Origin of the sequence: Arenimonas composti TR7-09 = DSM 18010 (assembly GCF_000426365.1) — a bacterium.
Taxonomy (GTDB): Bacteria; Pseudomonadota; Gammaproteobacteria; order Xanthomonadales; family Xanthomonadaceae; genus Arenimonas; species Arenimonas composti.
The window spans coordinates 16,736-29,031 of record NZ_AUFF01000014.1; the positions used below are offsets into that span (position 1 = coordinate 16,736).

Consider the following 12,296-nt stretch of genomic DNA (forward strand, 5'->3'; position numbering starts at 1 on the left):
ACGCGCGCCGACCCGGCCGCATGCTGATCCGCGCGCTGCCGCCGGCGCTCGACCTGCTGCGCCTGCAGGCGTCGGCGCCCGACGCCTTTCCACTGCTGCTGGAGAGTGCCGCCGCCGGCGCCGGCGCCCGCTGGGACATGCTGCTTTGCGCCAACGGTCCGTTGCTGCGGCTCGACGCGGACGGCGTCACCCGCCGCGACGGCGTGGCCGTCGCCGGCGGTTTCCTCGACACGCTCGACGCCGCCTGGGCGGAGCACCGATCGGCGGCGCCCGATGCGGGCGGGGATGCCGCGGCGCTGCCGTTCCGCGCCGGCTGGGCGCTGTTCCTCGCCTACGAACTCGCGGGCCAGGTCGAGCCGACGCTGCGCCTGCCGCCGGCGCCGGCGCCGCTGCCGGTGGCGCTGGCCCGGCGTTGCCCGGTCGCGGTGCTGCGCGATCGCCGCGATGGCCGGGTCCTGCTGGTCGGCGAAGACGCTGCGCGCGGGACCTTCGATGCGGTGGTTGCGGCAGCCGCGGCGCTCGTGGCCGAGCCGCCGCCGGTCGTGACCCTGCCGGTGCCCGCCCTCGTCGAGGACCCGCCGCAGCGCTTCACCGACGGCGTCGCCGCGATCCACGACTACCTGCGCGCTGGCGACGTGTTCCAGGTGAACCTGTCGCGCGCCTGGCATGCGCGCTTCGATACCGCGCCGGATCCGGCGGCGCTGTACACCCGCCTGCGCGCCGCGAACCCCGCGCCGTTCGCCGGCCTGCTGCGGCTTGCCGACTGGGCGCTGCTGAGCTCGTCGCCGGAGCGGCTGGTGTCGGTGCGCGGCTCCCGCGTCGAGACGCGGCCGATCGCCGGCACCCGCCCGCGCTTCCCCGGTGACGACGATGCGGCGCGCATCCGCGACCTCGTCGGCAATCCGAAGGAACGCGCCGAACACGTGATGCTGATCGACCTCGAGCGCAACGACCTCGGCCGCGTCTGCGTGCCCGGCAGCGTGCGCGTCGACGAGCTGATGGGCGTCGAGAGCTATGCGCACGTGCACCACATCGTCAGCAATGTCGTCGGCGAGCTGCGCGCCGGGACGACGCCGGGGCAGGTGATCGCGGCGGTATTCCCCGGCGGCACGATCACCGGCGCGCCGAAAGTGCGCTGCATGGAGATCATCGCCGAGCTCGAGGGGGTCGGCCGCGGCGCCTATACCGGTGCGCTCGGCTGGCTCGGCGACGACGGCGATCTCGACCTGAACATCCTGATCCGCAGCGCCTGGCTGCACGGCGACACGCTCGAACTGCGCACCGGCGCCGGCATCGTCGTCGACTCCGATGCCGCGCGGGAACTGGACGAGACCCGCGCCAAGGCCCGCGGCTGGCTGCGCGCGCTGGGGCTGGCCGGATGAGCCGCGCCGGAGCCAGCGCATGACCGCGCTCGCGAGCCGCATCTACAGCGGCCACGCCCCGCTGGCGGCGCTCGGTCCCGGCGAGCGCGCGCTGGCCTACGGCGACGGCCTGTTCACCACGGCGCGCGTGCATGCGGGCCGCGTCGTTTGGCGCGAAGCGCACCTGCGCCGTCTGCAGGAAGGTGCCGCGCGTCTCGGGTTCGCGGCGCCGGACGCAGGGTTCCTCGACGCGGCGATCGACGAGCTGCTCGCAGCCGCGCCGGCCGACGCCGTGCTCAAGCTGATCCTCGGCCGTGGCGCCGGCGGCCGCGGTTACGCGCCCGACCCGGGCGCCGAACCCACGCTCGTGCTGGCGCTGTTCCCGCCGCCGCCGCCGCCACCGCCGGCGCTCGCCCTGCGCTGGTGCGCGCTGCGGCTGGCGGCGCAGCCGGCGCTGGCCGGGATCAAGCACCTCAACCGGCTCGAGCAGGTGCTGGCGCGCGCCGAGTGGTCGGCCCCGGGCATCCACGAAGGCCTGCTGCGTGACGCCGCCGGCGACGTGATCTGCGCCACCGCCGCGAACGTGTTCGCGCGGATCGACGGCCGCTGGCGCACGCCTCCGGTGAACGCCTGCGGCGTCGCCGGCATCGCCCGCGCCTGGGTGCGGGAGAATGCCGACGTCGAGATCGCGCCGCTGTCGCCGGCCGCGCTGGAAGCCGCCGACGCGGTTTTCCTGTGCAATGCGGTGCGGGGTATCCTTCCGGTCGGATCACTCGCCGGCCGTCGCTGGACCGCGCATCCGGCGCTGCTCGACCTGCGCCGCACGCTCGCCCGCGCCGAACCGGCGTTCGCCTGAAGGAGCGCGGTTTGCCGAAGAAGTCATCGTGGCGGGCACTGCAGGCGCTGCTGGCGCTGGCCCTGCTGGCGGCGGTCGCCGTCGGCGGCTGGTTCTGGCAGCGCTACCAGGGCTTCGCCGACACCCCGATCGCGCTCGCCGGCGCCGAGCGCGTCCTCGTCGTGGAATCCGGCGACGGTTTCCGCGACGTGCTGCGCAAGCTGCGCGAGCTCGGCGTGCGCGCGGGCCACGACCTGGAATGGCAGGCGCTGGCGCACGAGATGCAGGTGACGGCCCGGCTTCAGGTCGGCGATTACGCGATTCCGCACGGCATCACCCCGCGCGAGCTGCTCGGGAAACTCGAGAAGGGCCGGGTGATCCATTACCGCTTCACGATCGTGCCCGGCTGGAACATGCGCGACCTGCGCGCCGCGCTCGCCGCCGACGAGTCGCTGGTGCAGACGCTGCCGGAACTCGACGATGCCGCGCTGATGGCCGAACTCGGCCGCGAAGGCATGCCGGCGGAAGGTCGCTTCCTGCCCGAGACCTATCACTACACCCGCGGCCAGCGCGACATCGACGTGCTGCGCCGCGCCCTGCACGCGATGGACAAGGCGGTCGAGGAGAGCTGGGCGCAGCGCGACCCGGCGACGCCGCTGGTCGACGCCGACCAGCTGCTGATCCTCGCCTCGATCGTCGAGAAGGAAACCGGCCGCGCCGACGAGCGCCCGGCGATCGCCGGCGTGTTCGCGCGCCGGCTGAAGCTCGGCATGAAGCTGCAGACCGACCCGACGGTGATCTACGGCCTCGGCAGCAGCTTCGACGGCAATCTGCGCCGGCGCGACCTCGAGACCGACACGCCGTTCAATACCTATACCCGCACCGGCCTGCCGCCGACGCCGATCGCGATGCCCGGTCGCGAGGCGCTGCGGGCGGCGGCGAAGCCGGCCGACGGCGACGCCCTGTACTTCGTGTCCCGCGGCGACGGCAGCCACGTGTTCTCGGCGACGCTCGCCGAACACAACCGCGCCGTCGACTGCCACCAGCGCAGGCGCTGCCGATGAGCGGAGGCGAAGCCATTCGCCGTGGCGTCTTCGTCAGCCTCGAGGGCGGCGAGGGTGCCGGCAAGTCGACTGCCCTGGCGGCGCTGCGCGAAGGCTTGCAGGAAGCCGGCTACGCGGTCGTCGCGACCCGCGAGCCCGGCGGAACCCCGCTCGGTGAGGGCCTGCGTACGCTGTTGCTCGACCCGGCGCTGGCGACCTTGCCCGAGGCCGAACTGCTGCTGATGTTCGCCGCCCGTGCGCAACTCGTGCGCGAACTGATCCTGCCGGCGCTGGCGCGTGGGCAGGCCGTCGTCTCCGACCGCTTCACCGACGCCAGCTTCGCCTACCAGGGCGGCGGCCGCGGCCTCGACAGCGGCTGGATCGCCGAACTGGAACGTCGCGCGGCGGGCATCCGCCCCGATCTGACGATCCTGCTCGACATCGGCGTCGCCGAAGGCCTGCAGCGCGTGCGTTCGCGCGGTGGCGAGCTCGACCGCATCGAGGCCGAACGCGGCGAATTCTTCGAGCGTGTCCGCGCCGCCTACCTCGCGCGCGCCGCCGCCGAACCCGCGCGCTTCCGGGTGATCGACGCCTCGCGTCCGGTCGAAGCGGTGATGGCCGACGTGCGCGCGGCGCTCGCCGGGTGGCTGCGGAGCCGGGCATGAGTGCGCGTGCGCGCAATCCCGACGGGACCGGCGAAGGCCTCGCCCCGCCTGGCTCCGTCGCGGCGCTGCCGTTCTCGGACGCGCCCCTCGCACCCTGGCAGCAGCGCATCTACCTGCGCGTGGTCACCGCGCTGGAGGCGCAGCAGCTCGGGCACGCGCTGCTGCTCGGCGGCGCGCCGGCGATGGGCAAGCGCGAGGTCGCGCGCCGGCTGGCGATGCGCCTGCTGTGCGCGAAGCCCGGCGCCGACGGATTCGCCTGCGGCGAGTGCCGCGGCTGCCGCCTGTTCCGTGCCGGTACCCATCCCGATCTCCACGAGATCAGCTTCGGCCTCGCCCAGACCGGCAACTTCCGCAGCGAGATCATCGTCGACCAGGTGCGCGCACTCGCCGAATGGTTCTCGCTGACGCCGCAGGCGGGCGGCGCCCAGGTCGCGATCGTCTGCCCGGCGGAAGCGATGAACACGGCGGCCGCCAACGCGCTGCTGAAGACCCTCGAGGAACCGTCGCGCGACCGCTATCTGATCCTGGTCAGCGACCAGCCCGGCCGGCTCGCCGCCACCATCCGCAGCCGCTGCCAGAAGCTCGAGTTCCGCATCCCGCTGCGCGCCGAGGCCGAAGCCTGGCTGCGGGCGGCCGGCTTCGCCGATCCCGGGCCGGCGCTGGATGCCGCCCGCGGTCATCCCGGTGTCGCCGCCGACTGGCTGGCGAACGATGCGCTGGCGCTGCGCGCCGACGTGCTGGCGGCGCTGAACGCGCTCGCCGGCGGCCGCCGCTCGCCGGTCGAGCTCGCCGCCGCCTGGCTGGCGGACCCGCGGGCGGGACTGCGCCTGCGCTTCGCCGCCGAGCTCGTGCACGATGCCGTCGCCCACCAGCTCGCCGGCCGCAAGGCGCCGGGCTTGACCATGCCGGGCGATTTCCAGAAGCTCGGCGACTGGTACGACCGGCTCAACCGGCTGCGCGAGCAGCTGCCGGCGCCCGCACTGCGGCACGACCTGGTCCTGGCCGGGCTGTTGCTGGAGTGGCGTGGCTACTTCGAGGAATCCGCAGGGGGAGCAGGACGATGATCGGCGGTGGCGCAGGCGCGAGACAGGGCATCCTTTCCCTGGCGATCAAGGACAAGGCGTCGCTGTACAACGCCTACATGCCCTTCGTGAAGGGCGGCGGCATCTTCGTGCCGACCCCGAAGCGGTATTCCCTCGGCGACGAGGTCTTCATCCTGCTGTCGCTGATGGAGGAGAAGGAGCGCCTGCCGGTCGCCGGCAAGGTCATCTGGATCACTCCCGCCGGCGCCCAGGGCAACCGCACCGCCGGCATCGGCGTGCAGTTCGCGGAAACGGCCGAGGCCGAGCAGGTCAAGGGCAAGATCGAGACCTTCCTCGCCGGCACCCTCGAAGCCGACAAACCCACCCACACGATGTAGCGCGTCCGGGCGCGTGAGCGCGCATGGATGGCGCATGCGCGACCGCGGGACAAGCCCAGCCCCTGCGCAGTGCGGCACCGCCGGCGACGTCACCGGCTGCGGTCGCAGCGGCCGAGAGCGACGCCGGCCGCAGGCAGGGTTACAGGCGGCCGCTGTAGAAGAGGCCGAGGAGCAGGCCGAGGGTGGCGAGGCCGTAGCCGGCGATGAAACCTATGCGCTGGCGGCGCCGGGCCCTGCGCTCCGCATCGGCCGCCGCGACCGGATCGCGGGCGCGTTCGGCGGCCTGGCGGCGGGAGAGGATCCGCGGCAGCCACACCGAGCAGCCCCAGCCGATTCCGGCCATGTACGCCAGCGAGAACAGCAGGTGCGGCAGCCAGCCCGGCAGCTTCGCCATCCAGACGATGCCGACGGCGAAGACGATCACCAGCGCCGACATCGTGGCGCCGTAGAGGGTGAGCTCGCGCTTCTCGCGGTCGTCGAACGGGGCGCGCAGCCACTTGCGGATGCCGAACCAGACGCCGGCCAGGCCGCCGGCGATGCCGAGGGCGGCGAAGCCGAACGCGCCGACGCCCAGCTTGGTCAGGCCCTTGGCGCCGCCGAGCACGCCGGCGCCGAAGGCGGTGGCCGCGGCCGCCGGCGGCGACACGCCGGCCAGTGCGAGGGTGACCGCCGTGGTGAAGGCGACGCCGGGCGCCGTCGCCTTCGCGAAATCGCCGAGGCGGTTCAGCAGTTCCTCGCGGATGCGTTCGCGGGCGCGCGACAGGCGCTTGCGCACCGCCGCGTCCTGCAGGCCGAGCAGGGCAGCCACCTGACGCGAACTGCGGCCTTCGCGGTAGTACAGCAACAGGACTTCGCGGCTCTCGTCGGGCAGGGCGTCGATCACCGCCGCGGCGACCGCCTGCTCCTGTTCGTCGGCGGCCAGTTCGGCCGGGCAGGGGCTCGGGTCGGCCACCGAGGCGATCACCTCGTCCACGTCGATGCTGGCCGGATTGGCGCGCAGCGTCGCAGCGCGCAGGTGGTCACGGGAGAGGTTGCGGGTGATCTGCCGCAGCCAGGGCAGGAAGCTGGCCGGGTTCTCGAGCCGATGCAGGTTCTGCCAGGCCTTGAGGAAGGCCTCCTGGGCGATGTCCTCGCTGGCCGGCGCGTCGCGCACGATCGCCAGCGCGATGCTGGTCACCATCCGCTGGGTCGCGGCGACGATCCGCGAATAGGCGGCAGTGTCGCCGGCGGTGGCGGCCGGCAACTGGCTGGCGATGATCGATTCGAGGACGTCGGCGTTCACGGGAACTCCTGGCGCGTTGGCTTTCCCGGTCTGGACGGGCGACGGCGGCGGATGTGACCGCCTCAGCCGAAATAGATCCGCGCCATCATCACCGCGAAGGCGACCGCGACCGCCGCCAGCAGGGCCATGCGGATCCGCGAGATGCGCCTGGCAGGGTCGTTCGCCGCCGGCTCGCGGAACTGCAGGTTCTCCGGCAGGTAGGACTCCTTGCGCGTCGCCTCGAGCAGGCCACCTTCGTGCAGCAGCTCGCGGGCGCGCTTGAAGTCGTCCGGGCGCAGCACCCACAGCGCCGGCTGCTGCCCGGCGTCGTGGTTCTTCGCGGTGTAGCTGAACTCGCGGCGGCTGTTGCCCTTCCAGCTGCGGCCCTGGCTGATCTTGGTGGCGATGCCGGCGTCCTCGAGCAGCTTCTGCACGCCCTCGACGTTCTCCAGCCGCGGCGAGGTGAATACCTGGCGCATCAGCCCGCGCCTCCGCGGTCGGCGACCACCCGGATCAGGCCTTCCTGCGCCGTCGAGGCCACCAGGCGGCCGTCGCGGCTGAAGATCTGCCCGCGGGCCAGGCCGCGGGCGCCGGAGGCACTCGGGCTGTCGAGCGAATACAGCAGCCAGTCGTCGGCACGGAAGGGGCGGTGGAACCACATCGCATGGTCGAGCGAGGCCATCTGCACGTTCGGCTGGTAGTAGCTGATGCCGTGCGGGAAGGTCGCGGTGCCGAGCAGGTGGAAGTCGGAGGCGTAGGCCAGCAACGCCTGGTGCAGCACCGGCGAATCGCCGACCGGCGCCGACAGCCGGAACCAGACGTGCTGGTAGGGCGGGCGCTTCGGTGGCTTCAGCTCGTCGCGCGGATACACCGGGCGGATCTCGAACGGCCCCATCCGGCTGAGCCAGCGCTGCGCCTTCGGCGGCAGCGAGGCCAGCTGTTCGGGCGTCGGCGCCGGCATCGGCTCGATGTCCTCGGGCGCCGGCACTTCCGGCATCGACAGCTGGTGCTCGTTGCCCGGCTCCGGCTCCTGGAACGACGACGCGAATACGAAGATCGGCTGCCCGTGCTGGATCGCGGTGACGCGGCGCACCGAGAAGCTCTTGCCGTCCCGCGAGCGGTCGACGTCGTAGACGATCGGGTGCTCGACGTCGCCGGCGCGCAGGAAATACGCATGGATCGAATGCACGTGGCGGTCTTCGGCGACCGTGCACTGCGCCGCCGCCAGCGCCTGCCCGAGCACCTGCCCGCCGAACACGTACTTGGTGCCGATGTCGCGGCTCTGGCCGCGGAACAGGTTGTCCTCGAGCCGCTCGAGGCGCAGCAGGTCGACGAGTTCGGCGACGATCGGTGAGGTCATGGCGGGAGCGGCGGACTGGGGCCCCGGATGATACCGCGCGGACCGCCGGCGCCGGCTCGCAAGAGAGGCGGGCGCGAAGCGCGCGTTCGCCTCCCACTCACTCCTCGCGACGCTCCACTCGCTCCAGCCCGACCCGCGCCAGCACCTCCGCCCACGGGAACATCGGCCCGGGGTCGCGCTTGCGTGCCACCCGCCTCGTCGGATCGTCACTCGCCGTCACCTGCGTCGTGTCCAGATCCTCGTGCCCGGCGATGCGGCGCAGGTTCGGGAATTCCGCGGTCAACCAGCGCAGCAGCGCCACCAGGGCGTCGATCTGCGCGGCGGGGTAGGGCTCGTCCATGGCCTGGTGGCGGGAATCGAGCCAATCCGGGTAACGGCCGGTGTTGACCAGTTCGATGCCGAGCGAGCGCTCGTTGTGGCCGCGCGTGTGATGGGCGATGCGGGCGGGGTCGACGAAGCGGTGGATGCTGCCGTCGCGGTCGACGTAGTAGTGGCCGCTGTTGCCGGTGCCGCTGGCGTAGAGCACGCGCTCGCCGTACTCGCGGGCCATGGCGAGGTCGGGCAGTTCGGTGCAATGGATCACGACGAGGTCGATCGACGGGGTGGCGCGCGGCGTCAGCAGGCCCTCGCAGGGCAGTGGCCAGTGCTGGATCGGGGGCGGCGGCGCGGGCTCCGGCGACATGGCCGCATGCTAACATCGGCCCTGTTTTCCGGAGTCCCGCGATGGCCGCGCCGAACCCCGATTCCGCCCTCGCCGCGCTGCTCGGCAAGCTGCCCCGCGCCGGCACGGTGCGCTGGATCGGCGTGCGTCACGCACGTGGCCGGGCGATGCGTGAACTCGATTCGGTCGAGGCGATCGCCGGCCGCGGCCTCGTCGGCGACCGCTATGCCAGCGCCAGCGGCAAGCGCGGCGTCACCCTGATCCAGTCGGAACACCTGCCGGTGATCGCCGCGCTGTCCGGCCATGCCGAGGTCGCGCCGGCGCTGCTGCGCCGCAACGTCGTCGTGTCCCGGCTGCCGCTGGTGGCGCTGAAGGGGCGCCGCTTCCGCATCGGCGGTGTCGTCCTCGAAGGCACCGGCGACTGCGATCCGTGCGCGCGCATGGAGGAGGCCCTCGGCCCCGGCGGCTACAACGCGATGCGCGGCCATGGCGGTCTGTGCGCGCGCATCGTCGAAGGCGGGCACTTCGCGGTCGGCGATTCCCTGCAAGCGCTGGAGGTGGTCGCATGACCGGGCACGTCATCATCTCGCACGGCCTCGACAGCGGTCCGGACGCCACCAAGGCGGCCGCGCTCGCGAAGGCCGCGTCCGCGCGCGGCTGGACCCACGAGCGCCCCGACTACCGCGACCTCGACGGCGAAGGCCCGCTCGGCGACGTGCGCGCGCGCATCCTGCGGCTCGGTGCCCGCGCGCATGCGAATACCCGCCGACCGCTCGTGCTCGCCGGTTCGAGCATGGGCGCCTTCATCTCCGCGCACGTGTCGCGCGAGGTGCCGGTGGCCGGCCTGTTCCTGATGGCGCCGCCGGTGCTGCTGGAAGTGCCGCCGCATTACCTGAAGGCGGCGATGGTGCCGACCCGCGTGATCCACGGCTGGCAGGACGAGCTGATTCCGGCGATGGACGTCGCCCGCTGGGCGCAGCGCCGGCACGATCACCTCACGCTGGTCCCGGACAGCCACCGGCTCGCCGCCCATGTCGAGTACTGCGCGGAGGAATTCGCGCGCTTCCTGCAGATGCTGGAAACGTGAGGTTCTTCGCGGCCTGCGCGAAAGGCCTGGAATACCTGCTCGCCGACGAACTGGTGGCGCTCGGCGCCGGCCGGGCCACCGCCGCGCTCGCCGGCGCCAATGTCGAATGCGCCGACACCGGTGCCGCGCTCGAGGTCGCGCTGCGCGCGGTCATGTATTCGCGCCTGGCCAGCCGCGTACTGTGGCCGCTGGCCGAATTCGACTGCCGCGACGAGAACGAGCTCTACCAGGGCGTGCACGCGCTGCCCTGGCCCGACCACCTGGCCGCCGACGGCACCCTCGCCATCGATGCGCACGTCTCCGGACCCGGCCTCACGCATGAGCGCTACGCCGCCCAGCGCAGCAAGGACGCGATCGTCGACCGCATGCGCGCCGCCCACGGCAGCCGCCCCTCGGTCGATACCGCGGCGCCGGAGCTGCGCCTCGGCCTGGTCGTGCGCAAGGGCAGGGCGCTGCTGTCGGTCGACCTCGGCGGCGGCCCGCTGCACCGGCGCGGCTGGCGCAGCGAGCAGGGCGAGGCACCGCTGAAGGAAAACCTCGCGGCCGCGATGCTGATGCGCGGTCGCTGGCCGGCCATCCACGCCGACGGCGGCGGCCTGCTCGACCCGATGTGCGGTAGCGGCACCCTGCTGATCGAAGGCGCGCTGATGGCCGCCGACGAAGCGCCCGGCCTGCGTCGGCTGGCCGGCGCGCTGCCGAGCCGCTGGCGCGGTTTCGACGAGGAACGCTGGTCGCGTATCGAGGCCGAGGCGCGCGCGCGCGCGGAGACCGGGCGCGCCGCCCTGCGACCGGTGTTCTCCGGCGCCGACATCGACCCGCGCGCGCTGCAGGCAGCGGCCGCCAACGCGGCGCGGGCGGGCGTCGCCGACGTCATCCGCTTCGAACGCGCACCGGTGAGCGCGCTGCAGGCGCCGGGACCGGCGTCGGGACTGGTCGCCTGCAACCCGCCTTACGACCTGCGCCTGAGCGCCGACCCGGCGCTCTATCGCGAGCTCGGCGACGCGCTGCAGCGGGCGGTGCCGGACTGGCGCGCGGTGCTGCTCTGCGGCTCCGACGAACTCGCGCGCGCCACCGGCCTGCGCGCGCAGAAGCGCTACGTGCTGTTCAACGGCGCGATCGAGACCAGCCTCGTGGTGATCGACCCGGTGCGCGTGCCCGAGCGTGCACCGCGCGAACCGCGGCCCTTGTCGGAAGGCGCGACGATGGTCGCCAACCGCCTGCGCAAGAACCTGCGCAACGCGCGCAGCTGGCGCGATCGCGCCGGCGTCGGCTGCTGGCGCGCCTACGACGCCGACCTGCCCGAATACAGTGCCGCGGTCGACGTCTACACCGAGGACGGCGGCGACGCGCGCACCTTCGTGCACGTGCAGGAATACGAGGCGCCGAAGACGATCCCGGAAGCCGACACCCGTCGCCGCTTCGGTGAACTGCTCGACGCCGTGCGCGAGGTCTTCGCGGTGCCGCCGGGCCAGGTCGCGATCAAGACCCGCGCCCGCGGCAAGGGCGGCAGCAAATACGGGCGCATGGATCGCCGCGACGAATTCTTCGTCGTGCGCGAGGGCGCCGCGCGCCTGCAGGTGAACCTGTTCGACTACCTCGACACCGGCCTGTTCCTCGACCACCGCCCGGTGCGCCGGCGCATCGCTGCCGAGGCCGCCGGCAAGCAGGTGCTGAACCTGTTCTGCTACACCGGCGCCGCCAGCGTGCAGGCGGCGGTCGGTGGCGCGGCGGCGACCACCAGCGTCGACCTGTCGGCGACCTATCTGGAATGGGCGGCGCGCAACCTCGCGCTCAACGGCGCCACCGGCCGCCAGCACCGGCTCGTGCAGGCCGACGCGCTGGCCTGGCTGGAAGCGGACCGCGGCCGCTACGCGCTGATCTTCTGCGACCCGCCGACCTTCTCGAACTCGGCGCGCGCCGCCGATTTCGACACCCAGCGCGACCACGTGCGCCTGCTGCGCGCGGCGGTGGCGCGGCTGGCGCCGGGTGGGGTGCTGCTGTTCTCGAACAATTTCCGCAAGTTCCGTTTCGATGCGGCCGCCGTCGCGGAATTCGCCGATGCGGTCGAGATCTCCGCCGCCACGATCGATCCCGATTTCGCCCGCAATCCCCGCATCCACCGCTGCTGGGAACTCCGCGCGCGCTGAGTACGCGGGCCCGGCCTCCGCGCAGGACACGAGCTCTTTTCCTCCGCGTGGCTCGGAAAAGACTCGTGCCCTGCGCGGAGGCCGGGTCCGGTTGTCTGCCGCGGTTCGGGAACCGGCAGCCCGGGCGCCCGCATCCTGCGAAGCCCGATGCGTTTCCTGCGCGAGTGCGGACGAACCGCCGTTCGTGGCGATCGGCAGCCGCGACATGTAGCGGGCCAGCCAGCGGTGACCGCGGAACATTCGTCGCGGTGTGCGTGCGTCCCGTCCTTCGAGGTCCGGGAATCGCGCCTCGAGGGGAACCTCGGTCGTGTGCCGGGCCGAACGCGGCCAGGACGTCGCCGCCCGGTTCGAATCGCTCCGCCGATTGCCGGTACTTCGGAAGCATCTCCTGGCGCCCTGCGGGCGCACCGCGGCGGAGCCGCGGGGAATGCCTCCGAAGACCGACAAGGCAACGGA

The 12,296-nt window shown here is 73.0% G+C and carries 13 protein-coding genes; 9 read left to right on the top strand and 4 right to left on the bottom strand.

Annotated elements, in window-relative coordinates; translation table 11 throughout:
* The first annotated feature begins 20 nt into the window (after nt 1–20).
* The 6 genes from K311_RS0112990 to K311_RS0113015 are packed head-to-tail and all read left to right on the top strand — an operon-like array spanning nt 21 to nt 5,324.
* Nucleotides 21–1,382: an aminodeoxychorismate synthase component I gene (locus tag K311_RS0112990; protein ID WP_154659564.1), complete on the top strand. Its 1,362-nt coding sequence runs from the start codon at nt 21–23 to the stop codon at nt 1,380–1,382.
* Between the two features lie 19 nt (nt 1,383–1,401).
* Entirely contained in the window at nt 1,402–2,217 is an 816-nt protein-coding gene (pabC, locus tag K311_RS16965) for an aminodeoxychorismate lyase (RefSeq protein WP_051240137.1), read from the top strand.
* Nucleotides 2,218–2,228: 11 nt separating this feature from the next.
* On the top strand, nt 2,229–3,260 hold the full coding sequence (mltG, locus tag K311_RS0113000; RefSeq protein ID WP_026817673.1) for an endolytic transglycosylase MltG: 1,032 nt from the start codon (nt 2,229–2,231) through the stop codon (nt 3,258–3,260).
* Nucleotides 3,257–3,904 carry a dTMP kinase gene (tmk, locus tag K311_RS0113005; protein ID WP_043797344.1) on the top strand — a complete coding sequence of 216 codons (648 nt, stop codon included), beginning with the start codon at nt 3,257–3,259 and terminating at the stop codon, nt 3,902–3,904. The genes mltG and tmk overlap by 4 nt, the downstream gene beginning before the upstream one ends.
* Nucleotides 3,901–4,968 carry a DNA polymerase III subunit delta' gene (holB, locus tag K311_RS16970; protein ID WP_081683460.1) on the top strand — a complete coding sequence of 356 codons (1,068 nt, stop codon included), beginning with the start codon at nt 3,901–3,903 and terminating at the stop codon, nt 4,966–4,968. The genes tmk and holB overlap by 4 nt, the downstream gene beginning before the upstream one ends.
* Nucleotides 4,965–5,324 (top strand): PilZ domain-containing protein, encoded by a 360-nt coding sequence (locus K311_RS0113015; RefSeq protein ID WP_026817675.1) that lies wholly within the window; start codon nt 4,965–4,967, stop codon nt 5,322–5,324. The genes holB and K311_RS0113015 overlap by 4 nt, the downstream gene beginning before the upstream one ends.
* Before the next feature lie 139 nt (nt 5,325–5,463).
* Here K311_RS0113015 and K311_RS18950 read toward each other — a convergent pair whose 3' ends face one another.
* From K311_RS18950 to K311_RS0113035, 4 genes are all read right to left on the bottom strand, one after another.
* Entirely contained in the window at nt 5,464–6,606 is a 1,143-nt protein-coding gene (locus K311_RS18950) for an RNA polymerase sigma factor (protein WP_051240139.1), read from the bottom strand.
* Nucleotides 6,607–6,668: 62 nt separating this feature from the next.
* The gene (locus K311_RS16980) at nt 6,669–7,064 is read right to left on the bottom strand and encodes a hypothetical protein (RefSeq protein WP_051240141.1); all 396 of its coding nucleotides are present in this window, start codon (nt 7,062–7,064) and stop codon (nt 6,669–6,671) included.
* Complete coding sequence (gene tesB, locus K311_RS0113030; RefSeq protein ID WP_026817676.1) at nt 7,064–7,945, bottom strand: acyl-CoA thioesterase II; 882 nt, start codon at nt 7,943–7,945, stop codon at nt 7,064–7,066. The genes K311_RS16980 and tesB overlap by 1 nt, the downstream gene beginning before the upstream one ends.
* A 97-nt stretch (nt 7,946–8,042) precedes the next feature.
* Complete coding sequence (locus tag K311_RS0113035; protein WP_026817677.1) at nt 8,043–8,627, bottom strand: N-acetylmuramoyl-L-alanine amidase; 585 nt, start codon at nt 8,625–8,627, stop codon at nt 8,043–8,045.
* A 41-nt stretch (nt 8,628–8,668) separates the two neighbouring features.
* Here K311_RS0113035 and K311_RS0113040 point away from each other — a divergent pair, with 41 nt between their 5' ends.
* Genes K311_RS0113040 through rlmKL form a run of 3 tightly spaced genes read left to right on the top strand, consistent with a single transcriptional unit; the run spans nt 8,669 to nt 11,840 of the window.
* Nucleotides 8,669–9,175 carry an MOSC domain-containing protein gene (locus K311_RS0113040; RefSeq protein WP_026817678.1) on the top strand — a complete coding sequence of 169 codons (507 nt, stop codon included), beginning with the start codon at nt 8,669–8,671 and terminating at the stop codon, nt 9,173–9,175.
* Nucleotides 9,172–9,693, top strand: coding sequence for an alpha/beta hydrolase (locus tag K311_RS0113045; RefSeq protein ID WP_026817679.1), 522 nt, complete (start codon nt 9,172–9,174; stop codon nt 9,691–9,693). The genes K311_RS0113040 and K311_RS0113045 overlap by 4 nt, the downstream gene beginning before the upstream one ends.
* Complete coding sequence (rlmKL, locus tag K311_RS0113050) at nt 9,690–11,840, top strand: bifunctional 23S rRNA (guanine(2069)-N(7))-methyltransferase RlmK/23S rRNA (guanine(2445)-N(2))-methyltransferase RlmL (protein ID WP_026817680.1); 2,151 nt, start codon at nt 9,690–9,692, stop codon at nt 11,838–11,840. Before K311_RS0113045 ends, rlmKL begins: the two co-directional genes overlap by 4 nt.
* The last annotated feature ends 456 nt before the right edge of the window (nt 11,841–12,296 follow it).

What these genes read in the sequence shown, in the direction of transcription:
- K311_RS16980 (WP_051240141.1), bottom strand. Translation starts at nt 7,064, where the DNA reads ATGCGCCAGGTATTCACCTCGCCGCGGCTGGAGAACGTCGAGGGCGTG.
- holB (WP_081683460.1), top strand. Translation starts at nt 3,901, where the DNA reads ATGAGTGCGCGTGCGCGCAATCCCGACGGGACCGGCGAAGGCCTCGCC.
- tesB (WP_026817676.1), bottom strand. Translation starts at nt 7,945, where the DNA reads ATGACCTCACCGATCGTCGCCGAACTCGTCGACCTGCTGCGCCTCGAG.
- tmk (WP_043797344.1), top strand. Translation starts at nt 3,257, where the DNA reads ATGAGCGGAGGCGAAGCCATTCGCCGTGGCGTCTTCGTCAGCCTCGAG.
- K311_RS0113015 (WP_026817675.1), top strand. Translation starts at nt 4,965, where the DNA reads ATGATCGGCGGTGGCGCAGGCGCGAGACAGGGCATCCTTTCCCTGGCG.
- pabC (WP_051240137.1), top strand. Translation starts at nt 1,402, where the DNA reads ATGACCGCGCTCGCGAGCCGCATCTACAGCGGCCACGCCCCGCTGGCG.
- K311_RS0113045 (WP_026817679.1), top strand. Translation starts at nt 9,172, where the DNA reads ATGACCGGGCACGTCATCATCTCGCACGGCCTCGACAGCGGTCCGGAC.
- K311_RS0113040 (WP_026817678.1), top strand. Translation starts at nt 8,669, where the DNA reads ATGGCCGCGCCGAACCCCGATTCCGCCCTCGCCGCGCTGCTCGGCAAG.
- K311_RS0112990 (WP_154659564.1), top strand. Translation starts at nt 21, where the DNA reads ATGCTGATCCGCGCGCTGCCGCCGGCGCTCGACCTGCTGCGCCTGCAG.
- K311_RS0113035 (WP_026817677.1), bottom strand. Translation starts at nt 8,627, where the DNA reads ATGTCGCCGGAGCCCGCGCCGCCGCCCCCGATCCAGCACTGGCCACTG.